The sequence below is a fragment of the Helicobacter sp. CaF467b genome (assembly GCF_022664765.1).
GTDB classification, from domain to species: Bacteria; Campylobacterota; Campylobacteria; order Campylobacterales; family Helicobacteraceae; genus Helicobacter_D; species Helicobacter_D colisuis.
In genome coordinates this window covers 1,525,604-1,548,126 of sequence record NZ_JALAIY010000001.1, presented here as the reverse complement: position 1 = coordinate 1,548,126, position 22,523 = coordinate 1,525,604, and the positions used below count along the sequence as shown (strand labels likewise).

The window sequence follows — 22,523 nt, the reverse complement described above, 5'->3', positions numbered from 1 at the left end:
TTAATGAGCACGGAATTACTTAATGCAAAGATAAAGAATTTTTCTTATCAAAAGTGCTTACGAAAGGAATTAGAAAATCATATCTTTATAGATATTAATGATTTACCTAGTTCGAGCATTGTTTCATTTAGTGGTAAAGAGTTTGCTTTGAGTAAATGGGTTAGCCCAAAACGCACGCGATCCTATCCTTATGCAAGAGTGTATGATACTTTTGATTGTGATGTTTCTAAAGTTGTTACTATAATTCCCATCATTAAAGATGAGGGAAGTAGTGGCGATATGGATTACTTGCAGTGGGATACACTCTCTTTGATGAGCTTACTGAATGTTTATGTTATTTTGGCTTTTTATGATAAAGCAGAAATACATCGCATAAAACAAAATAAGATTACTAATCAAAAATTTCATAATGGATATATCAAACAAGAATTAGAAAAACTTTGTAATTATCATCAATCTGCTTTACATTGGAATCTTAATCAACTCAAACAAGAAAATCTATCATTGCTCATAGAATCTGCAAAACAATCTTATACAAATATTTCTAGAAGTCTAGGTTGCACTTTACATAATCCACAAAATATTGATAAATTTGTAACCAAAATAACACAAAGTAAAGATTCCTTTATGGAATTTTCACGAAGCAAAGCAAAAATGGCACAAAATAGAGAAATACATACCACACAACCCAAAGAATTTATTGGTATAGGGAAAAAGACAAAAATTATGATACAAAATTATTTGGGTGGGCAATACTTTTTACCATTGATGATGTATTATTTAAGGACAAATATTTATATCTTTGTGAAAGCAAACATAGTAAAAATACAATTTTACCAAGTGAAGATGATATCAAAGATGGCTTACTTAAGTTTATGCTTTATAACAATATAGATTCCATACAAGGCTACAAGAATTTTAAAGTTGTTTTGCGCTTAACTTCTAATATTTTACAAGATAGTATTGCTCTGCCAAACAATAATCTAGAATTATTTCTAAACAGCAATCCATTTTCACCAAAAGAAAAGCAAATGCTTCTTTATCTTAATCTAGAATCTAACAAAAATCATTTTAGTGTATGGATTAATTATGACCTATAGTAAATCTCCATTAAGGTATCCTGGTGGAAAATCAAGAGCAATCAAGCTTTTAAGAGATTATTTTTTTAAACATTTTAAGGAATGTAGAGAACCATTTTTTGGTGGTGGTAGTGTAGGTTTGTATTTATTGCAAAATACAAGTTACAAAGATGCTATGTACTATGCCAATGATTTGAATTATGATCTATATTGTTTTTGGCAGACTTTAAAAACTAGAAGTGCAGAGTTAATACAAGAAATTCAGAATATCAAGAATAGTTATGAATGTGGTAGGAATCTTTATGAAACACTAATAAAGCGTAGAGATAGCATAGATGACTTCCAAAGAGCAATTGATTTTTTCATACTTAATCGCATTACATTCTCTGGAGTTGTAGATAGTGGAGGATATTCACAAAAAGCATTTCAATCACGCTTTACACAAAGTTCTATAGAGAGATTAAAAGAAGCTGCTCGAGTGATTCAAGGTTTTCAATTTTCAAATAGCGATTATGCAGATCTAATTTTAAAAAATGGTAAAGATGTGTTTATATTTTTGGATCCGCCTTATTTTAGCGCCACAAAATCAAAGCTTTATGGTAAAAAAGGTAATTTGCATACAAGTTTTGATCACAAGAGATTGTGTGAAACCTTAAAAAGTACTTCACACGCTTTTTTACTTACATATGACGATAGTGAATTTATACGAGAGCTTTATCAAGATTTTTATATACAAGAGTTACAGATACAATATGGAATGAACAATTATAAACAAAAATATGCACCAAAGGGTAATGAAATTTTAATTAGCAACAGGAAAATTTGTAATTCTTTGTTTGATGAATTATAAAAAATCCTGTATTGTATGTCAAATATATTTTACAGATCTCATCACGCGCGATTTCTGCATCTTTTAAAATTTCTAAAAGATTAATGTAATTTATTAACAAAGATTGATAAAATGTATTTATCTGGCTAAAAGATTTATTCAAAAGATTCAATAGACTATATTTTTTGGATTTAAAAGCAGAAGTTAAGGGGCAAAAGCCCCCCCAAAAGTCCTAAAGGTTTATTTAGAGATTTTTTCCAAAATAGTGTTGAAAGTTGTACTTGGGCGCATAATCGCATTGCATTTTGCATTATCAAATTTATAATAACCACCTAAATCTACTTTTCCACCTTGAGCTTCTAGATATTCTTGGTGAATCCTACTTTCATTAGCATTGAATTCTTCGGCTATTCCTTTAAAGAAGTCTTGTAGATTTGTATCTTTATTTTGATTGGCTAGTGCATTTGCAAAATACATTGCTAAATAAAAATGACTAGTGCGGTTGTCATCTTCTTTGACTTTTCTTGATGGAGCTTTGTTGTTATCAAGCCATTTGGCGATAGCTTCATCAAGGCAGTTTGCTAGAATTTGAGCTTTAGCATTGTTAGTTTTTTGAGCAAAAAATTCTAGGCTTGCTTGCAAGGCTAAGAATTCTCCCAAACTATCCCAACGCAAGTGATTCTCTTCAATGAGTTGCTCTACTTGTTTTGGAGCACTTCCTCCTGCTCCTGTTTCAAACATAGCTCCACCATTTAGCATTGGCACTACAGAGAGCATTTTTGCGCTTGTTCCAAGCTCTAAAATAGGGAATAAATCTGTCAAGTAATCTCGCAATACATTACCTGTAATTGAAATACAGTCTTTTCCTGCGCGAATGAGTTTAAGTGATTCTAAACAAGCTTCTTTAGGAGCTAAAATCGCGATTTCTTTACCTTTTTCTTGTAATCTTTGTTTGACTAAGTCAATCATAATTTTGTTGCTAGGGCGTTTTTCATCAAGCCAAAAGATTGCAGTGTTTCCAGTGATATCTGCTCTTTGGATTCCTAAATCAATCCAATTTGAAACGGCATCGTATTTAGCTTGATTAGCTCTGTAAATATCGCCTTTTTGCACTTTGTGCTCTAGGAGTGTGTTGCCATTTTCATCGGCAATTCTAAAGACACCATCTTCTTTTGCAACGAAAGTTTTGTCGTGAGAACCATATTCTTGAGCTTTTTTTGCCATTAAACCTACATTAGAAACACTTCCTAGAGTTTTTGGGTCAAGTGTGCCATTTTGGTGCAGATCTTCAATCACAGCTTCATAAATAGTTGCATAAGTTTTATCAGGAATTAGTGCATTTGTATCGCGCTCTTTACCTTCTTTATCCCAAAGTTTCGCTCCATTTTTTAGCATTGCAGGCATAGAAGCATCTACAATCACATCGCTAGGCACATGTAGATTTGTTATCCCTTTGTCAGAATTAACCATAGAAAGTGGTGCATTTTTGGCAAGAATCTCATTGTATTTAGCAAGTATTTCTGCCTTTTTGCTAGAATTTTCTATTTTGCTTAGAAGCTCTGAAATACCATTATTTGGATTGATTCCAAGTGCTTCAAATTCCTCTTTAAAACTTTCAAATAATTCTTTAAAATATGCTTTGAGAGCATAGCCAAAGATAATAGGATCGCTTACTTTCATCATAGTGGCTTTTAAGTGCAAAGAAAGCAATAAATTTTTGTTTTTGCAGACTTCTATTTGTTCTTCATAAAATTTACTCAAATCTGCTACACTCATAAAGGTTGCATCTAGAATCTCATTTTTTTCTAGTTTTAAATTATCTTTTAAGATTTCAGTTCCTTTGCTTCCTGTGAATTCAATTTTTGCAGTAGTAGGGGCTTGGATTAGAATGGCTTTTTCATTATCAAAAAAGTCTCCTTTTTGCATATAAGAAACGCAACTTTTAGAATCTTTATTAAAAGGCACCACTTTGTAAGGATTTTTTTTGGCATATTCTTTAACAGCCTTGGTGCTTCTTCTATCAGAGTTTCCTTGGCGTAAAACTGGATTCACAGCACTTCCTAATACCTTTTGATATTTTTCTTTGATAGTTTTTTCTGCATCATTTTTTGGCTCATCAGGGAAGTTTGGAATCTTAAATCCTTTTTGTTGCAATTCGGCAATAGCAGCTTTTAGCTGTGGAATGGAAGCAGAAATATTAGGCGTTTTGATGAGATTTGCATCAGGTTTTTCTACAAGATTGCCAAGTAAAGCTAGTTCATCTTTATAGCCATTTTCTGGAAATTGAGCTAGAATTCTAGCAGCCAGTGAAATATCAGAAGTTTCAACTTCAATTCCTGCCTTTTTTAAAAAGGCTTTAACGATTGGTAAAAAAGAATAAGTCGCTAATGCTGGGGATTCATCTGTAAGAGTGTAGGTAATTTTCATAAATGTCCTTTGCTAGAAATAATTTATTAGAGTATAGCAAAGAATTGCACATATTAAAATAATTTTAGGTAAGAATCTTTTTACTTTTTTATAGGCGTGAAATTCTGTGATACTTTTTGTCTCTAAAATCTCTACAAAAGACTTTTTATAAAGAATTTACAAGGGCAAATCCTAAATGATAGGGGCTTCTATTTGATTATTTTCTGGTGGTGTGAAATGCGTTTGTGTAGTTTGTGCGGTGGATTCATAGATGATTTCTAAGGCATTGCTTGAATCAGCAGAATCAACAAATCGTGTGCAATGTTTGTGAAAAGTAAGCTTAACAACACCTGTTGGTCCATTTCTTTGTTTTCCGATAATAATCTCTGCTTCCTCTTCGTTTTTAGGCACAAATGTAGATTTATAATCCTTACCTTCTTTTCTAGCTGCTTCTTCTTTTTCTTTTTCATCTTTTTGTTTATATACAGCATCACGATAAACAAACAAAATAATATCCGCATCTTGTTCAATAGATCCAGATTCACGCAAATCCGAAAGCATAGGGCGCCTATCACTTCGGGATTCTAAACTTCTATTAAGTTGAGAGAGTGCGATGATTGGAATTTCTAATTCTCTTGCAATCATTTTTAATCCCCTGCTTATCTCGCTTACTTCTTGGTGGCGATCTTTTTTGCCATCAGCACTACTCATTAGTTGCAAATAGTCAATTACAGCTAGTCCAATTTCGGGGTGCTTTGATTTTATTTTTCGCATTTTAGTGCGGAATTGATGGATAGTTAGGATACTATTATCATCAATAAAAAGTGGCGCATTTGCCATAATATCGGCTGCATGAGAGAGTTGTTCCCATTCTTCATCCTGTAAATTTCCTACGCGCAAATGTTGTAAGGCAATAGAAGTTTTAGCCGAAAGCATTCTTAACATTAGTTGTTCAGCGGGCATTTCAAGACTAAAAAACGCAACTCCTCTGCCTGTATCTAGAGCTTTTTGTGCCATATTCAAAACAAGTGTGGTTTTACCCATTGCAGGACGCGCTGCGACAATAATCAAATCTCCTTTTCCAAAACCAGTGGTTTTTTCATTAAGCGAATGAAAGCCTGTATCTACACCAATAAGCACAGAATTTCCGCGTTTTTTTATTTCTTCAATGTAATGCAAAGTCGATGTTGTTACTTCTCTAGAATCGCGAAATTCCTTATTTTCGTGAATATTGGTGATTTTATAAAGTTCGCTTTGAAGGTAATCTATAATATCTTTTGCGGGATTATCTGAATCATTACTAGCCTCATTGATTTTCATAGCCAAAGAGTGTAGCTTTCTTCTTGTAGAATCTTCTTTGATCTCTTGTGTATAGGCATGAATATCACTAATAGGGCTTGTGCTTAGAATATTTAGGATTTCTTCTTGGTCTATGGGGCGTGATTTTGTGGATTTTTTGAGAATAAACTCTTCATCAATAGGCATATCAAGTCGCCTAAGTTCTAGCATGGCAGCAAAAATATTTTGATTAGGTGCGTATGAAAAATCTTCGGGTGTAAGTGTCTCAGAGACAAAATCTAGCTGTTCTGGATCAAAGAAAATAGAGCTTAAAACAGCGCGTTCAATTTGAATTTCCATTTTTTAAATCCCCCTTGATATGAAAAAATAAATGTGTAAGAGCCACAGAAGAAAAAAGAGGCACAAAAAAGCCAACAAAAGGAATAAGACTTAAAAGGAACAGAGGTATTATTAGGCTTCTTATGGCATTTTTATGAGTTTGTTTAGTAGGAGCAAATTCTTGTTGGCTAAAAATATTTTCACCGACATCTTGGACTTGTCTTTTGGAAAATAGCCAATAATTTAAAAGTGTGATTCCAATAATCCAAATGGGGGGAATAAAATAAAAAGGAAGCAAACATAAAAAAAGCATTGCATAAATCACATAGGGGATAATTAAAAGCAAAAAAGAAACAAAAAAGTTTGTATCAGGCTGAATCAAAATAGAAGAATAATGTTGCTTGTGAATGAATTTAACAACAAAAGGGGTTAAAAAAGCATTAATTAACATAAGTGTTAAAAATTGTGATAACCAAAAAACTATCACTATGATGACAAACAAAAAGGTGTGAGTAAGTATTTCTAGTGGAGCTTGAATCCAAGAAAGCCAAGAAGTTTCAATGGTTATGTATGGCTGAATTAACTCAAATAAGTTTGCCATTACATTCTTGCTAAAAAAATAAAAAATAGTAATCCAAAAAACTAAAGAAATAATAAATGGAAGAAGTGCGAGTTTGAGAATAAAAGGCTTAAAAAAATCCTTAATAGCTTTTTGTAAATAATAGGGGGTTTGGGTGATTGATTTTCCCATTTTTGTTCCTAGAAATGTTTTGTGGAGTTATATCATTGTTTTTCTAAGATTCTACTTTTTTTGCGCCAAAATATAGAGTGGCTCATAAGTGAGATTGTTTTTAAAGCGTTCTTCATAGGATTTTAGATGAGTTTTTGTGAGTGTAAGGGAGCTAGTATAGACATTCACGCCAGTGTTTTTAAGATGCTTAAAAACTTCCAAAGGATTACTAAAGTGCAAAGTCTGCAATATACTAAAACATTCTAAAATCTCCCAGTCTTTTTCTAAGATTTCTTTGTATTTGAAAGTATCAAGGTATTCTAGTCCAGAGCCTAAAAACTCTCGCATTTCCCATAGATTATTTTTGCCAAAGATTCCTAGAAGCAAAAGAGAGTTTTTGTTTGAAAGTTGGTTAAATTTAGGTAGAAGTTTAAATTGATTAGTCCATTGTAAGGCAGCATTAGAAGCAATCAAATCAAAAGTAATATTTTGATAAATATTTTTTATCATTTCTAAATTTTCAATATCAAATTTTAAGAATTCTATATTTTTGTCTAAAAAGCTTTGAGAGAAGTCTATCAAATCCAATGCTATAAAATTATTATATGTTAATTTATTACTTATTTTTTCTGAAAAACCACCTCTTCCACAGCCTAATTCTAGGATATTTTGGAAATGAGAGTTTTTTTGATGATATGTAAGAATCTCTAGTAAAATATCCTGCATTTTATTTTGGATTGTTGCTGCTTTGCTGTAAGTGTTTTGCGCTTTTAAAAAAGTCTTTTGTAAAGTGGCTTTTAGCATAGAATTTTCCAATCAAAAAAAGCAAAATGAGGGGCATTGATTTCTAAAATTTGCTGTTTGTAAGCTTGATGGCTCCAAAAATTTTTTTGTGCTTGTGTGGGAAAAATAAGGTCATTAGACGAAATAATGATTCTGTCCCATTTAGAGGAATTTTCTATATGATATTGATAATCTAAAAAAAATTTTAATTCATCTTTGAGCAGGGATTCTTCTAAAAATAAAAAATCTTTGGGGGGTGGATAGTGAATGCCAAAAAGATTTTGTTTAAATGATTCTAGGTTAAATTTTTTTTGCGTGAGTACAAAGAGTTTGGGGTGGATTCCATAAGTTTCGTGGATACCATATTCTGTGCCATTTACTGCTGTTTTGGATTTGAAATCAAAAGCAATAGAGTCTCGATTTAAAAACAAATGAGCCACCCAAACTCCCATAGAAAATCCAAGCAAATGGAGATTTTTACTTCGTAAAGGAAGTAACAAATTTTCTAGTGCAGAAAAATTTAAATGTTGGTAATGTGAGAGTAAAATCCAATCATAATTGCTAGGGATAAAGCTTTGAAAATGACTGAAATGTGATGCAAAACCACCAAATAATAATAGAATATCTTTATTATTATTAATATTATGATAAATATTCATAATCAATTTCTTTTAGAGAATCACATAAGGATTCAAGCTGGTGAAATGGAATCTTTTGGGTTAGAGAAAAACGCAAACAAGATCGATTCTGTGGAATGGTTGGAGGTCTAATGGCAGGTGCAAAAAATCCTTTTTTTTCTAGTTCTTTTTGAAAAAATATTGCTTTTTGATTGTCTTTTAAAACAAGGCTTAAAATATTATATTCTCCTAAAATTTCATAATCAAGATTATTTTGCAAAAGTATTTTAAAATCTTGGCTAATGTTAGAAAGCCTTTCTCTTTGCTTTTGTAAATTAGGTAAATGCAAAAAGGAAAAATAACTCATTGCAATATTAATAGGTGGTAGTGCTGTTGAGTAAATTAGGCTTCTTGAGAAGTTGATAAAATAATTTCTGAAATCATTTTGGCATAGCACACACGCACCCATAGAAGCCATAGCCTTGCCAAAAGTCAAAACAAGAAAATCAATTTCTTTTAAAACAGGATAGCAAAGCCCTAAACCATTTTGCCCAAAACTCCCTATACTATGAGCCTCATCAATGTATAAATAGACATTTTTAAATTGCTTTTTTAGTGCAATAAGAGATTGTATTTTTGCAAAATCACCCTCCATACTAAAAAGCCCCTCAGTTAAAATAAAAATAGCTTCAAAATTATTGGCATTTTGCTCTAGCAGTTTTTTTAAATCTTGCATATCATTGTGCAAAAAGCGTCTAAAAGCGACTTTTTCAAAGGATTTTAAACCATCAATGTGGCTTGCATGAATACTTCTATCAGCTATAAAAAGGACATTTTTAAGTCTGCTAAGTGCGCTAAGAGCACCTATATTTGCGTGATAACCACTATTAAAAAGCAGAGCTTTTTTGTTATAAAGTAATTCCAAATAAGTCTCAAAAGCTTCATAAATTTCAAAGTTTCCGCTTAAACTACGAGAAGAAGAGGCGCTAAAAAAGCAATTTTCTCTAAAAAGCTTTGAATCTAAAAATTCTGCGATGAAATCTTGATTGCTTGCAAGGTTTAGATAGTCGTTGCTTGCAAGATTTAAAAGCCATTTACCATTTTTTTGGATTTCCAAATCCTTGTGCTTTTGTGGGAAAAGGGTTCGGAGATTTGAGGATTGTTTTAGTTGATTAAGGATTGTTTGAATGGTATTTGTCAATTTAAAGCCCTCTTAGGCTTTAGATTCTTCTATTAGTTTTGCAAATTCGCTAAAAAGTGCTGTAGATTCAGAAGGTCCAGGTCCTGCTTCTGGGTGGTGTTGAAGAGAGCAAATAAGCGCAGTTTTGTATCTTAAGCCTTCAATTGTCCCATCAAAGAGATTGCGATGAGTAACTTCTGCGATTTCTTGAATGGATTCTGGAACAGAATAATTGTGGTTTTGAGCTGTAATTTCTACTTGATTAGTAAGCAGATTTTTAACAGGGTGATTGCCGCCGTGATGTCCAAACTTTAGCTTGTGTGTAGGATAGCCTTGGGCTAAAGAGAGCAGTTGATGCCCTAGGCAAATGGCAAAAATTGGGATTTTTGCTTCAATGAGTTTTTTGATTTGAGTAACTTCTTGATTTAGAACTTGTGGATCCCCTGGTCCATTAGATAAAAATATCCCATCAAACTCTTTATTGCTGTGGCGTTTGATAAGAGATTCTGCATCAAAGCAGTGTGGAATCACTTCTACGCTAAAACCTGCATTTACAAGTTCTCTTAAAATACTTTTTTTGATTCCAAAGTCAATAGCAAGAATCTTTTTATTAGTTTTTGGTCTTGCAAAATCCATAAGCCCAAAGTCAAATCGACCCTCATCGTGTGTATAGTTTTCTTTGGTGCTTACTTCTTTGATATAGTTAATAGCTTCGATTCTTGGGGAAGATTCAAGGATTTTTTTGAGTTCATTTTTGTCTGAAATTTCTGTGGAAGCCACCATCATCATAGCTCCCTGTTTTCTTATAGTTTGTGTGAGCATTCTTGTATCTAATCCACAAATCCCCATACAATCGTGTTGTTGTAAAAATTCACTCAAGCTCTCTGTGGCACGAAAGTTGGAATAAAAGGCATTGTAATTGCGACACAAAATACCCTTGGCAAAGATACTATGACTTTCTGTGTCTTTTGGGTTTGCCCCAACAATCCCAATTTCTGGCATTGTAAAGCAAATAAACTGCCCTGCATAACTTGGATCAGTTGTAATCTCTTGATAACCAGTCATTGAAGTATTAAAAACAAGTTCGCCTGTTGCAGTTTTGTTTGCTCCAAAGCTTTTTGCTTCAAAAAACATTCCGTTTTCTAAATAAACCCAAGCATTTTTTAAAGTTTGCATTATAGGAATCCTTTCTTTTTAAGCTCTTCTTGATAGAGTCTATCAAAAATCAAATCATATTCTTCAGAGCCAAAAACAATTTTGCGTTTATAGTTGCTAATTTTTTCATTAACAATATTTTCTATTTCATTGTAGATTTTAACATAACCATCAATGGCTTTGAAAATGACATTTTTTACGCGTGTTTCAGAGGTAGAATATTCAATCAAATCTTCTTCGTAAAGTTCATCAAGTATTTTGTGTGCAAGGTGATTATAACGATCTTCCCAATTTAAAATAAAGCCTTCATTTTCAGCAAGCTTATGTTTGATTTTCCAAAAAAGCTGGTGCTCATCTGCTTGCATAAATTCAATTTCATCAAGATTTTCTTCCAAGATTTCTCTTGTTTTTTCTTCGATTTTTATTTCTTCTTTAATGTCTGCTTCAATGAAGTTTTGTGCTATTTTGCTAATACCTTCTATTCCATGCAAAAGATTAACAAATCCGCAGGTTGATAAATCAAGTGCTATTTTATTTCCAATATAAGGTGCGTGTGGGAGTCTAAGCTTCATTATATAACCTTAAATAATTTTTCTGTAATTTTAGCGTTTTATCTCTTAAAATATTACTTTGAGTTTAGGATTCCATTTTTTTTGAGCGAATCTTTGAGGTTTTGGGCTTTGGTTTGGAAATCATTGGTGTAGGTGGGAAAATGAGCGATTTTAATTGAGCTATAATTTTGAATAAAGCTGTCCATTTGGGGATTTTGTTCTCCAGAGATAATAAGTCCTAGAATTTCAATATTTCTTTGCCTTAAGGCGTCAATGCTAAGTAAAATGTGATTGATTCCGCCTAGATAATAGCTTCCTACTAAAAGTGTTGAAAAACGATATTTTTGGAGAAAATCAATCATACACACACAAGAATCCAAAGGTGTAAAAAGCCCACCAGCACTTTCAATCAAAAGGTGATTAGAAAGAGGTAAGGGGATTTCTAACCCATTGTATTGTATGTTTTCTTTTTGCATTGCAATATGTGGGCTTGCAGGGGTTTGAAGGAGAATGCCTTGTGGGTGGATTTTGGTGTGAGGGCTTAGAGCTTGAATCTTTTGGCTATCTGTTGGGATTCCAGCTTGGACTAATTTAAAATATTCAAACCCAAAAGCATAGCACAGCGCTGCACTTACAGAAGTTTTACCTACATCAGTATGGCTACCACAAATAAAAAGTTGCATTAGCACACGCTTTTACTAAGTGTTTTGGCAAGTCCGCCAAGAGCAGTTTCTTTGTATTTTGCATTCATATCTTTGCCAGTTTGATACATGGTTGCAATCACATTATCTAAGCTAACTACAGGATGGCTTTTGCGTGTCATTGCCATTCGTGCAGCGCTAATAGCTTTAATCGCACCAAAGGCATTGCGCTCAATGCAAGGAATTTGCACAAGCCCAAAAGCAGGATCGCAAGTTAGCCCTAAATGATGTTCCATAGCAATTTCAGCAGCATTACAAGCTTGTTGTATGTTGCCACCTAGAATTGTAGTCATTGCAGCAGCTGCCATAGAGCTAGCTGAACCAATTTCTGCTTGACAACCCGCTTCAGCACCGCTAATACTTGCATTTTTCTTATAAAGTGAGCCAATCATCATCGCAGAGAGTAAAAAATCCACAGCCAAGGTATCACTAAAGCCAACGCTATGATTTTTAAGATAGAGCATCACACTGGGGATAACCGCACAAGCCCCATTTGTTGGAGCAGTTACTACTCTGCCTCCCCCTGCATTTTCTTCAGCAATAGCAATGGCATAAAGGCTAATGTAGTCTAAAATCCCAAAAGGATCTGTGGTGGGACAAATTCGCTCATAAAGCCCCTTTGCGCGTCTGTGTAAATGTAAAGGACCTGGTAAAATCAAGCTTTTTGGGTGGCAACCTTGATAAAATGATTCTTGCATTACTTCCCATATTTCCATGCAATATTCTCTAATTTCTTCTTTGGTGTGGAATTGTTTTTCATAAAGTATAGAAATTTCAGCAAGATTTTTTCTACGCTTATTGGCTTCTTGAATGAGTTCTTTGGCATTATTGATTTGAAGTTTTAGTTGCGTTGTTTTAGTTGTGTTGCGATTTTGCATTTGTTCTTGGGTTTTAATGAAGCCTCCGCCTATGGAATAATACCTTTCTTTAAAGAGAATCTTTCCTTTTTCGTCAAGGGCAGAAAACTCCATTGCATTTTCATGCAAAGGTAGAAACTCATTGCAAAAGTGAATATTTTTTTCATAGACAAAAGAAATTTTTCTCTCTCCGCCTAATTTGAGTGTTTTGTTTTCCATAACTTCTTTGAGAATCTCTTCTTGCAAAGAAGGATTTATGGTTTTTGGATTAAGTCCGCTTAACCCCCAAATCAGAGCTTTATCGCTTAAATGCCCCCTGCCTGTTAAGCTTAGAGAGCCAAAAAGTGTGGCATTAACTTGAGTAGTTTCTTGAAAAAGTTTTTTTTCCTTTAGGGTTTTGCAAAAAGCATTGGCGGCTAAGATAGGTCCAAGTGTGTGTGAAGATGAAGGACCTATGCCGATTTTAAAAATACTTAAATTACTCATTTATTTTAAAAAAGGGTATAAACAACACTAGAGATTGTCAAAATACCTGTAATAGTTACAAAAAGATCCAAGGCAGGATTCTTGTATTTTTTGAGTTTGCTTACACTCCAAATAGCAATCATTGGCATCATAAATAAAATCATCGCAATAATAGGACCGCCTAAGCTCTCAATAAAATTTAGAATACTAGGATTAAGATAAGCAACAGCGATGATAGTAACATACATAAAGAGTGTGCTAAAGATTTTGATTGCTTTAAGGTTTGGATTCTCATTGCCAGACATTTTGATGGCTTTGCGTAAAATACCATTTAAGCCTTCATAAGCACCAAAATAATGACCAAAAAATGAAGTTACAATGGCTAAAAAAGCTACAACTGGCGCACCATAAGCAATAAAAGGCACATCAAGTTTATTGGCAAAATAGGAAAGAATGGGAATGTTAGCATCTCTTGCGGCTTGAAAATCAGTCGCATCTAAACACAAAATACAGGAAAAAACAAAAAACATTACAAAAATCAAGAGCATTGCAGAAGTTCTAAAAAGAATTTGATTGGCTTTTTGTTCGGAATTTTCTCCATATTCTCTACGCACACTTAGGGTGAAAGTGGAGATGGCTGGGGAATGATTAAAAGAGAAAACAAGCACAGGAAGTGTTAGCCAAACAATCTCAATAAAATCTTTTAGGCTTGGAGTAGTTTGAATAATCTCTAATTTCCAATGCGGAATTAAATAAAAAGAAAAGGCAAAAAGCACGAGACAAAGCGGATAAACTAAGAAATTACAAGCTTTGGTTATGGTCTTTTCTTTAAGTAGCATAATTACCATCATAGCACTTGCTAAAATAATAGCCAGAATTAACCTTACAGAGGGGTAAAGTTGCATAGTCTGAGAATCATAAAGATTTGTGAGTTGTAATTGATTGATAAAGAAACTAGCAAAAGTATTGGTAATCCCAACACCATAAGCAAGACAAATAGGGTAAATGGCAAAGAAATACAAAATTGTAATCAAAAAGCTTGTATTTCTTCCCCAATATTCTTCAGCAGCGTGAGTAATGTCGTGATCAACGCTACTTGTTTCATTGACAAAGCGACTTAAAGCGCGGTGTGAAAGCCATACCATAGGAAAAATAAGCAATGTCATTACTACAACAGGCCAAAACCCACCCATTCCTGCGCGTATAGGCAAAAATAAGATTCCTGCTCCAACAGCTGTCCCAAAAAGAGAGAGCATCCACCTTGTATCAAATTCTGTCCATTTCACAAGGAATTCCTTAAGATTTTAATTTAATTTTTCAATCAAGCCAACTTTATTAAAAAGTATCTAAATATAAAATAAAATCTTTCCGTAATGAGCAAGGCTGTATAGAAAAGAGACACTGACCAAAAACATCTACAAAATAAATGGAGTTTTTTTCTAGCTTAGAGTCAAACTTTTTGATAATAGCTTGATAATGAAATTTTTCATGAATCGTCATTGAAAATTCTGTGAAATCTGAAATTATAAGGCTTTTATCTTGAATCTTGCTTTTAATAATTTCTTTAAAAGAAATGAAGTGTAGTGCTAGATGCTTTGTTTGTGTGTGTTGGGTTTGTAGGTCTTCTTGTAAGGTTTCTTGCTTGAGTGAAAGCCACAGAATCATCGCACCTAAAATAATAAAAACAATAAGTGGAAGCAATACAAAAGCTCTCATAATGTCTCTTTTATAATAAAGTCTTCTAAGCAGAGTTTTTGGTTGTCTGCGTCTTTGGTGCAGAGTTTTAAAAGGATTCCAAAATTATTTGTGGAGATGAAAAAGGAATCAAGATTTTCAAAGATAATATGGGTTTTGTCTTTGGTTTGTAGGGAAATTTTGTCTTCAAACTCTAAAATATAGGGTGTCTGTAAAAAATAAACTTTGGGCAATAAAGTAAGATTTGCTGTAGCAGATTCTAGGAATTTTGGGATAGTGGTTTGCAGAAAATTGGCGTTTAGGTTTAGAATTTCTGCGGTGTATTTTTGCGAATAAAAATCCTCTGGGAAAACAAAATTTTCTGTCACAAAAAGGGCGTGTAGCTTGTTGTGATAAATTTTGCAGTTTTGATTTAAAAGATGGATAAAATCAGCCTTGATAGCTAGGAATTCTAAATTTAAAGTAGAATGAATTTGCAAGGTTTTGGGGTTAAAGATTCCGTGCAAACAAGGCAAACTATAATCCCCAATCAAAAATGATTCTTGTATTTTGGGGTAGAAAATTAAGCTTTTATTTTTGAGATTAAGGGGATTTTGAGTTATTGATTCGTTGGGGATTATTTTGAGGCTTGGTTGGATTGAATCTTGTAGGATTTTTTTGATTTGCAAAAGAGCATTAAGGCTTTGGAGTTTGGTTTCTAATTTATATTGGGAGAGGGTATGGAGTTCATAGATTTTTAGGACAGAAGGAGCGCTTAGCATTGCGATGATTCCTAAGATTCCAAGAGCGATAGTGATTTCAATTAAACTAAAGGCTTTTTTCATTTTGTGGCATTAACTTCATAAAAATAAAGCGATTCGGGGATATTGGATTGAAAAAGACACAAAATACTATCATTGTTACAAAAAGTTACTTTTTGAAGTTCTAGAGTCTGCTTTTGGATTTGGATATTTTTTAATGAAGTGCTCTGGAGTAAGGCGATTATAAGAACGCTTATAACAGAAATAAAAAGAATAATCTCTAATAAACTAAAGGCTTTTTTTGACATCTGTGTCCTTGAAAAATAAAAAGTTAAAAAATTTTTTAATTGTCTTTAAGTATTATTGATAAAATAAATAAAAAAATCAATAAAAAGCGAAAAAGCAATGCGGTTTTTTTCAAATCAGGCAATGGTTTTTTATCCCCTTTTTCTTAAGGAATATGACAAAGAAAATATTCACGACTTTTTAGAAGACAAGATTTGCAAAATCTTAAATCTAAGAAGAGATTGTGAATATTTTTTACACTATTTTTATGATAAAGACTGCTTTTATTGTTTGCTTATTAATAAGGAAATTTTATTACAAGGAATCAAAGATTTTAGAGAGTTTTTAACTCATCCTGCTTTTTTGGCTTATAGATTAGTTAATCAAGAGCAACAATTTATTTTAATGCTCCATTTTTGCGAGAAATTAGAAATCACTCTAGTGGGATATTTTAAGGGGCAAATTACTTTTTTACAAAGCTTTAATGGATTGCAAGATTCTTTGGAAAAATCTCAAGAAATTTTTCATAATTATCCAAACGCAAATTTTTATTTTTGGGACACGCAGGGGCAAACTCAAGAAGAATCTTTGGGGAATTTGATAAAGTGGGAGGTTTTAAATCCAAAACTTGAAGATTTAACTTTAGAAGAATCGTGGAATTTTAACCCCTTAGAAAAACCCATTCCATTTTGGAAGCAAAAGATGGGAATAACTTTGCTTAGTGGTGCTGCTGGAGTGATTTGTGGGCTCTTATATCCTTTGTTTTTAAGCCTTTTGATATTTCTTGAAAATAAAAATCATGAGAATTTAAAAGCACAAATTGAAAATCAAAATAAAGCACTACAAACCCAAATGCAAAATTACACAATGTTGCAAAAAGAGAGTGTGGCTTTGCAAGAAAAATATGAAACCTTAAAGCAATCTTTTAAAGATAATGAGCAGTTTTTGCAAAAATTTTTACACACTAATCCTAGAATCACACAATTTTTTGACAAAATTAATCCGCTCTTAGAGTTACAAAAAATCAAAATCGCTTATTTTAATTCCAAGCAAGATGTTTTTGAAATTTTATTTGTAGGTGCTAATGTTATAGAGTTTTTGGAGTTATTAGAACAGAATCATCTTGCACATTTGGAGAGTTTAGAGGAAATTGAGGGATTTTATTTTGTAAGGATTAAGGTGTGAGAGCAATTCTCCAAAAGATAGAGGAATTTTTGTCAAAAAGAACTTTACGCGAGAGAATCTTGGTGGCAATTTTTTTGTTTATAAGCTGCTTTGGCGCGGTGTTTGCGATGAGTTTTGCAAAGATTCAAGAATCCTTTAATCAAGCAAAAGCTAAAACTTTTGCAATGGAGGAAGAATTAGCAAAATTACAAGAAAAGCAGGGGATTCCTATTTTGGATAATGTGAGGCTAAAACAAGAGATTAAAGAGCTAGAGTCATTGATTAAAGAGCAGAATCAAAAAAAAGAAAGACTGCAAGGAAAATTTCAAAACTTCTTTGTTTTAAAGAAATTAGGAAGCGAGTTAGAATCTTTTTTTATTGCAAGAGAAGTGGATAAATTTTTAGTTAGCGGAAGTGGAGACTTTGAGAGCATTTTTTTATTTTTAAGAGAGGCTGAAGCATTACAGACTTTTTTAACAGAGAGTTTTTTGGTTTATCCTAATCAACAGAGATTGGATTTTTTTATGACATTAAAAACCCTTCAAGATGAAAAATGATGAAGCAAGTTTTAGTGGTATTTTGTTTGGGTATGTTTGCTTGGTGTTATGATCCATTTTTTTATGAAGAATTGGATTTAAGGATTTTTGGAATTATGCCTAGCAAGGTTAATTTAAATGGCAAATGGCTGGGGCTTGGAGAGGAATTTGAAGGGTTTGTGGTGAGTGAAATTGGCAAAAAATGTGTGGTGTTAAAAAGCAAAATAAGAGAGGATTTGAGAGAAGTTTGTCTAGCCAAAGAGAGGAAGTTTTTGTGAATTTGTTGAAGCTTATTTTTTATTTTTGGGGGATGAGTTTTGGGTTTTTGCAGGCTTGTGAGAATCGAGTGTTTGATTTGGAATTGCAAGATTTCGGAGTTAAGATTTATGAAGTTTTAGGAGAGTTTGCAAATGAATGTTCTTTTAGTGTGGTATTAGATGATGAAGCAGCAAAGAGCCATTTAGATAGAGAATTAACAATGGTTAATTTTAAGGGTAAAGATTTGAATTTTGTATTTGATTTGCTTTTTGATCAGGCAGATTTGCATTATATTTATAAGAATGATGTTTTGCTACTTAAAAGCATAGAGACTAAAATTTATAAAATCAATTATGTTAGCACTAATCGAGTAGGCATTAGCAACACTTCAGTATCTATTAATCACGAGGATAGTTCTAGGTATTCTAGCTATGGCAGTGCTACTGATGATTCACAAGCGACAAGTAAATCAGGGATTAATATTACTAGTGAAGATGGATTTAACTTTTGGGAAACTATTGAGGGAGAGATATTAGGGATTTTGGGAAAAAAAGAAAATGATTCTAGGGTTGTGCTTAATAAGGGAGCAGGGCTTATTAGTGTGCGAGGAAGCAAAAAGGAATTAGAGAGAGTGGGGGCTTATATTCAGAGTTTGCACCAAAGATTGCAAAAACAAGTCTTAATTGATGTGCATATTTTGAGTATCACTCACAATAACACTAATACCACAGGCATTAATTGGGATGATCTTTATAATCTACAAAATTTAATAATTCCACCATTTGGAGAGGGGGCGAGTTTTGGTGGGAATGGAGAAGTTGGGAATGCGAGTGGGATAAATATTGTGGGACAAAAGGGTGTGAATAATTTGCATTATGGAATCAATATTTTTTCACAAGGTTTAAGCCTTACGCGGATTATTGAATTTTTAGAATCTTATGGTAAGGTGGAATCAATTTCTAATCCAAAAGTTTTAACGCTTAATAATCAACCCGCTATGATTAGCGTAGGAGATATTTTGCGCTATCAAAAAAATACCATTTATCAAAATACGAATGCCCAAACAACGCTTACTAATACAGACAATGAATATCCAAGTCTTTTTGCTGGGGTTTTATTGGATATTACTCCACTCATTTTTGGGGAGGAAATTATGCTAAAAATCAATCCTTCCATTACCAAAACTAAAGAGAATCGCACTGAGATTCCTAACACTGCCTTTGAAACCCCACCAAATTTGATGACTAATCAACTCTCATCAATTGTGAGTGTGAAAAACAATCAAAAAGTGATTTTGGGTGGATTGATTTCTAAAAATTTTACCACTAAGGAAAATAAAATACCTATTTTGGGGAGTATTCCATTGATTAAGCCACTTTTTTCTTATTCTCAAGAGATAGAAAATACAGAGGAAATTATTTTTATCATTGAGCCAAAAATTATCCAAGCACAAGAAAATGTTAGTCTAGAAACACTTGGATATAGGCTTATTAAGGAGGAATAAATGTTGAAATTTGCCTTGCTTTGTATGGTGGTGGGAGGAGTTTTGATCTTTTTTGCTAAAGATATTAATCCTTATTTGGAATCAAAATCTATCTCAAAGCCTTGTTTTTATGTCCAAGCTAGTGAGCTAAACCTAAGAGAGAAGCCAACGATTGAAGCAGATATTCAAGGGAAGTTAGAATACAACACAAAGATTTGTGAATACTCTAAAATGGAAAATGGATTTTTGAGAGTTTCTGGTGGTTGGGTGTTTGCAGAATATTTGTCTTTGAATCCTGCAGTTCCTAAAAAGTCTATTTTGCCACCACAAAAAGAAACTATAGTAAAAATATCTCAAGAAACATTGCCCCAAGCCAAATTACCACAAGAAAAAAGCAAAAAAATTATCCTTGCAAGTCGCCCCAAGGATTCAAAAGAGGATTGGTTAGATCAAGCAGAAGCGCTTTTGGCTAAAGAAAATTATCAGGCAGCAAAAACTCTTGCATTAAAAGCAAATCAAGAGAATCCGCAGAATCTAGGAAGTTGGGAAGTTTTTGCAAAGGGATTGTATTTGGAGGGTAAAAAAACAGAAGCCATAGAAGTTTTAGAGTATGTTTTGCAAACTTATTATGATGAAAAATTAGTTTTATTATTGACACAAATGCAAGGCAATAAGATTTGAAAAAAATTTTTGAAAGTGATTTGGATTCCCTTTCTTTAGAAGAAGAGGATTTGCTTTTTGAAAAGTTGGCAAAAGAGCTTGGCTTGGAGCTATTTAAGCTTGGTGCCATTAAAAAAGAGGTGGCATTTCTCTTAAGCTTAGATCAAATGAGATATTTTGAAGCCATTATTATAAAAAAAGAAGAAAAAACTCTGCTAATTGCCTTAAAAAATCCTTTTGAGAAGTCTTATCAAGAAACTTTGAAAATGATTTTTTCTAACTTTTCTATCGTGTTTGGTTTAATTAAAAATAGGGATTTTAAAGCGGCAATTTCTTGGCTTGAACGAGAGGAATTATTACAGAAACTTTTAGAGAGGATTCCAAATGAAATTGCTAAAGATTCTAAAGAGGAAAATTCTAGTATTTTGGAGTTTTTAAAGCTTATTTTGCAAGAAGCTGTTTGTAAAGGTGCAAGTGATGTGCATTTTGAGAGAGACTTTGAGACTATGAGGATTCGCCTTAGAATTGATGGAGTTTTGGTGGAGTATTTGAGCTTGGAATCTTGGCTTTTAAATCCGTTAAGTTCGTGCATTAAGTTACTTTCTCATCTTAATATCACAGAGACTAGAATCCCACAAGATGGTAGATTTTCTCTAAGCATAGAGCTAAGAAACCAAATCATAAAAGACTTTGATTTTCGTGTTTCCACACTTCCTTTGATTGAAGGAGAATCCATAGTGCTTCGAATTTTAGATAAGCAAAAAACACTTATGCCTTTAGAGACTTTGGGGTTTTCATCTGATGAGCTAGAAAAAATCACTAATCTTTTTAATTTACCCTATGGTTTAGTTTTTATTACAGGACCAACAGGAAGTGGAAAAAGCACAACAATGTATGGAATCTTAAATATCCTAAAAGAGAGGAATCTTAAAATCATCACACTTGAAGATCCAGTGGAGTATCGGCTAAAGCATATTTCTCAAGTGGCAATAGGAGCTAAGATTAATTTTGCATCGATTTTAAGAAATGTTCTAAGGCAGGATCCTGATGTTATTATTTTGGGTGAAGTGCGAGACAAAGAGACATTGCAAATTGCGATTCAAGCGGCATTTACAGGACATTTAGTTTTTGCGACACTACACACCAATGATTCGCTAGATACGATTGTGCGCTTATTGGATATGGGATTAGAATCTTATTTTATTTCCCAAGCTTTAAGCGGAATCATTGCCCAAAGATTGTTAAGGAAGCTTTGTAGGCATTGTCGAGAATCTCAAGATGGAGTTTTTATTTCAAAAGGTTGTGAAATGTGTAATTACACGGGCTATAGTGGGCGTGAAGTGGTTGCAGAGATTTTGTGTATGGATAAAGATTTAGAAGATTTTATCGCCCAAAAAATCACCAAAACAGAAATTTTAGAAAAAATCCTTGCCAATGATGAAAGCTTTACCCTAGAAAAAAGAGCGCTTAATAAAGCCAAAAATGGTATTACAGATCTTAAAGAAGTGTATAAGGTGATTAAATAATGCCTTCTTTTGTGGTTAAATACAAAAAGAATGGCAAGATTTATGAGCAAAAATTTAGCACCCCTAATAAAAAAGCACTTGAAGAAACCCTGCAAAAGAAGAAAGTTTTAGTTTTGGCGATAGATTATAAAGAGAGTTGGCTGGATTATTTTTTCTTGCAAAAGCCAAAGACAAAAGAAATTTCTAGCGCATTTTATCAGCTAAAATTTGGGTTAAAGGCTAATTTGCCACTTAAAGAAATATTAGAAAATATCCAAAAATATACTAAAAATAATTATCTGAAAATGCAGTTTTTAAAGGTTTCTAATTCGCTTCATCAAGGTAGGGAGTTGGCTGCTTGTTTTAGGGAAGCTGGTTTTTCAGATTTTATTTGCGCGATGATTGGGATAGGGCAAAAAAGTGGGAGATTAGCAGAATCAGTAGAGTTTATTTTGCTGGATTTGCAAAATAGACAAAAAAACCATAAGCTTTTAAGAAAGATTCTGTTTTATCCGCTTTTTGTGGTTTGTGTTATGGTTTTAGTTTTTTTAGGTATCACACTTTTTGTGCTGCCACAATTTGAAAGTTTATTTGCTAGTCTTGATTCATCTCTGCCTTTGGCTAGTCAAAGCTTACTTTTTATGAGAGTTTTGGTTTTAAATTATGGGGTTTTGATTCTAGGAGTGATGATTTTAGGATTATGGCTTTTGAGAAAACTTTATTACATAAACAACAAATTTCAAGCAAAAATATCAAAATGGCTTTTAAAGATACCTTTTTTTGGGAGAGTGTTATATTTTTATCAAACTTCGCAGTTTTTATTGTGTTTTTATTGGCTCTATAAAAGCAATTTAGAGTTGAAAATAGTTTTGGAGATTGCAACAAAATCATTAAGTAATACTTATCTTAAAGAAAGATTGCAAGAGATTTATCCTAGCCTTATGCGTGGAGCTTTGATTGCAGATAGCTTTGAGGGCAGTGGAGTTTGGGATTTGTTAAGTGTGCAATTATTGCATAGCGCTAAGGATCAAGCGGGATTTTTAGAAGCTTTGGAGGTAATTTTGGCGCTGCATCAAGAAGAGCTGCAGAATAAAAGTGAGAGTTTGTTGGCAATGATGGAGCCTTTGATGGTTTTTGTGCTTGGGATTCTTGTGTTGTGGTTAGCGCTTGGTATCTTTTTGCCACTTTGGGAGTTGCCAATGCAAATTAAGGGGTAATTAAATTACT

At 33.0% G+C, this 22,523-nt stretch carries 24 protein-coding genes; 10 read left to right on the top strand and 14 right to left on the bottom strand.

What is annotated here, in order from left to right; all coding sequences use genetic code 11:
- The first annotated feature begins 3 nt into the window (after positions 1 to 3).
- From MKD52_RS07945 to MKD52_RS07935, 3 genes are read left to right on the top strand one after another with little or no spacing between them, the layout of a single operon-like run.
- Positions 4 to 894, top strand: coding sequence for a hypothetical protein (locus MKD52_RS07945; RefSeq protein ID WP_242099877.1), 891 nt, complete (start codon positions 4 to 6; stop codon positions 892 to 894).
- Positions 876 to 1,100 (top strand): hypothetical protein, encoded by a 225-nt coding sequence (locus MKD52_RS07940; protein WP_112057640.1) that lies wholly within the window; start codon positions 876 to 878, stop codon positions 1,098 to 1,100. Before MKD52_RS07945 ends, MKD52_RS07940 begins: the two co-directional genes overlap by 19 nt.
- The gene (locus tag MKD52_RS07935) at positions 1,090 to 1,929 is read left to right on the top strand and encodes a DNA adenine methylase (protein WP_242099876.1); all 840 of its coding nucleotides are present in this window, start codon (positions 1,090 to 1,092) and stop codon (positions 1,927 to 1,929) included. The genes MKD52_RS07940 and MKD52_RS07935 overlap by 11 nt, the downstream gene beginning before the upstream one ends.
- 219 nt (positions 1,930 to 2,148) lie before the next feature.
- Here the strand turns inward: MKD52_RS07935 and MKD52_RS07930 are convergent, their stop codons facing one another.
- From MKD52_RS07930 to MKD52_RS07865, 14 genes are all read right to left on the bottom strand, one after another.
- Positions 2,149 to 4,335: an NADP-dependent isocitrate dehydrogenase gene (locus MKD52_RS07930; protein ID WP_242099875.1), complete on the bottom strand. Its 2,187-nt coding sequence runs from the start codon at positions 4,333 to 4,335 to the stop codon at positions 2,149 to 2,151.
- A gap of 171 nt (positions 4,336 to 4,506) precedes the next feature.
- Positions 4,507 to 5,952, bottom strand: a complete 1,446-nt coding sequence (locus tag MKD52_RS07925) for a replicative DNA helicase (protein WP_242099874.1) — start codon at positions 5,950 to 5,952, stop codon at positions 4,507 to 4,509.
- Positions 5,936 to 6,682: an EI24 domain-containing protein gene (locus tag MKD52_RS07920; RefSeq protein ID WP_242099873.1), complete on the bottom strand. Its 747-nt coding sequence runs from the start codon at positions 6,680 to 6,682 to the stop codon at positions 5,936 to 5,938. Before MKD52_RS07920 ends, MKD52_RS07925 begins: the two co-directional genes overlap by 17 nt.
- A 51-nt stretch (positions 6,683 to 6,733) precedes the next feature.
- Complete coding sequence (locus tag MKD52_RS07915; protein WP_242099872.1) at positions 6,734 to 7,465, bottom strand: SAM-dependent methyltransferase; 732 nt, start codon at positions 7,463 to 7,465, stop codon at positions 6,734 to 6,736.
- A complete protein-coding gene (locus MKD52_RS07910) occupies positions 7,459 to 8,103 on the bottom strand; it encodes a pimeloyl-ACP methyl esterase BioG family protein (RefSeq protein ID WP_242099871.1) in 645 nt (214 codons plus the stop codon). Before MKD52_RS07910 ends, MKD52_RS07915 begins: the two co-directional genes overlap by 7 nt.
- On the bottom strand, positions 8,087 to 9,262 hold the full coding sequence (locus tag MKD52_RS07905) for an aminotransferase class I/II-fold pyridoxal phosphate-dependent enzyme (protein ID WP_242099870.1): 1,176 nt from the start codon (positions 9,260 to 9,262) through the stop codon (positions 8,087 to 8,089). The genes MKD52_RS07910 and MKD52_RS07905 overlap by 17 nt, the downstream gene beginning before the upstream one ends.
- 12 nt (positions 9,263 to 9,274) lie before the next feature.
- Positions 9,275 to 10,417 (bottom strand): glutamine-hydrolyzing carbamoyl-phosphate synthase small subunit, encoded by a 1,143-nt coding sequence (gene carA, locus MKD52_RS07900; RefSeq protein WP_112057648.1) that lies wholly within the window; start codon positions 10,415 to 10,417, stop codon positions 9,275 to 9,277.
- Positions 10,417 to 10,968, bottom strand: a complete 552-nt coding sequence (locus MKD52_RS07895; RefSeq protein ID WP_242099869.1) for a DUF507 family protein — start codon at positions 10,966 to 10,968, stop codon at positions 10,417 to 10,419. The genes carA and MKD52_RS07895 overlap by 1 nt, the downstream gene beginning before the upstream one ends.
- A gap of 53 nt (positions 10,969 to 11,021) precedes the next feature.
- Positions 11,022 to 11,630: a dethiobiotin synthase gene (gene bioD / locus MKD52_RS07890; RefSeq protein WP_242099868.1), complete on the bottom strand. Its 609-nt coding sequence runs from the start codon at positions 11,628 to 11,630 to the stop codon at positions 11,022 to 11,024.
- Complete coding sequence (locus tag MKD52_RS07885; RefSeq protein ID WP_242099867.1) at positions 11,630 to 12,991, bottom strand: L-serine ammonia-lyase; 1,362 nt, start codon at positions 12,989 to 12,991, stop codon at positions 11,630 to 11,632. Before MKD52_RS07885 ends, bioD begins: the two co-directional genes overlap by 1 nt.
- Before the next feature lie 5 nt (positions 12,992 to 12,996).
- Positions 12,997 to 14,226 (bottom strand): aromatic amino acid transport family protein, encoded by a 1,230-nt coding sequence (locus MKD52_RS07880; protein ID WP_242099920.1) that lies wholly within the window; start codon positions 14,224 to 14,226, stop codon positions 12,997 to 12,999.
- Between the two features lie 79 nt (positions 14,227 to 14,305).
- Entirely contained in the window at positions 14,306 to 14,686 is a 381-nt protein-coding gene (locus MKD52_RS07875; protein WP_242099866.1) for a hypothetical protein, read from the bottom strand.
- On the bottom strand, positions 14,683 to 15,489 hold the full coding sequence (locus tag MKD52_RS07870) for a type II secretion system protein (RefSeq protein ID WP_242099865.1): 807 nt from the start codon (positions 15,487 to 15,489) through the stop codon (positions 14,683 to 14,685). Before MKD52_RS07870 ends, MKD52_RS07875 begins: the two co-directional genes overlap by 4 nt.
- Entirely contained in the window at positions 15,486 to 15,713 is a 228-nt protein-coding gene (locus MKD52_RS07865; protein ID WP_112057654.1) for a type II secretion system protein, read from the bottom strand. Before MKD52_RS07865 ends, MKD52_RS07870 begins: the two co-directional genes overlap by 4 nt.
- 97 nt (positions 15,714 to 15,810) lie before the next feature.
- Here MKD52_RS07865 and MKD52_RS07860 point away from each other — a divergent pair, with 97 nt between their 5' ends.
- Genes MKD52_RS07860 through MKD52_RS07830 form a run of 7 tightly spaced genes read left to right on the top strand, consistent with a single transcriptional unit; the run spans position 15,811 to position 22,513 of the window.
- Complete coding sequence (locus MKD52_RS07860) at positions 15,811 to 16,875, top strand: hypothetical protein (RefSeq protein WP_242099864.1); 1,065 nt, start codon at positions 15,811 to 15,813, stop codon at positions 16,873 to 16,875.
- A complete protein-coding gene (locus MKD52_RS07855; RefSeq protein ID WP_242099863.1) occupies positions 16,872 to 17,411 on the top strand; it encodes a hypothetical protein in 540 nt (179 codons plus the stop codon). The genes MKD52_RS07860 and MKD52_RS07855 overlap by 4 nt, the downstream gene beginning before the upstream one ends.
- The gene (locus tag MKD52_RS07850) at positions 17,408 to 17,668 is read left to right on the top strand and encodes a hypothetical protein (protein ID WP_242099862.1); all 261 of its coding nucleotides are present in this window, start codon (positions 17,408 to 17,410) and stop codon (positions 17,666 to 17,668) included. Before MKD52_RS07855 ends, MKD52_RS07850 begins: the two co-directional genes overlap by 4 nt.
- Entirely contained in the window at positions 17,665 to 19,152 is a 1,488-nt protein-coding gene (gene mshL / locus MKD52_RS07845) for a pilus (MSHA type) biogenesis protein MshL (protein WP_242099861.1), read from the top strand. Before MKD52_RS07850 ends, mshL begins: the two co-directional genes overlap by 4 nt.
- Positions 19,153 to 19,812 (top strand): SH3 domain-containing protein, encoded by a 660-nt coding sequence (locus tag MKD52_RS07840; protein ID WP_242099860.1) that lies wholly within the window; start codon positions 19,153 to 19,155, stop codon positions 19,810 to 19,812. It begins immediately after the preceding gene.
- Positions 19,809 to 21,317 carry an ATPase, T2SS/T4P/T4SS family gene (locus MKD52_RS07835; RefSeq protein ID WP_242099859.1) on the top strand — a complete coding sequence of 503 codons (1,509 nt, stop codon included), beginning with the start codon at positions 19,809 to 19,811 and terminating at the stop codon, positions 21,315 to 21,317. Before MKD52_RS07840 ends, MKD52_RS07835 begins: the two co-directional genes overlap by 4 nt.
- Positions 21,317 to 22,513 carry a type II secretion system F family protein gene (locus MKD52_RS07830; protein WP_242099858.1) on the top strand — a complete coding sequence of 399 codons (1,197 nt, stop codon included), beginning with the start codon at positions 21,317 to 21,319 and terminating at the stop codon, positions 22,511 to 22,513. Before MKD52_RS07835 ends, MKD52_RS07830 begins: the two co-directional genes overlap by 1 nt.
- Positions 22,514 to 22,523 lie beyond the last annotated feature (10 nt).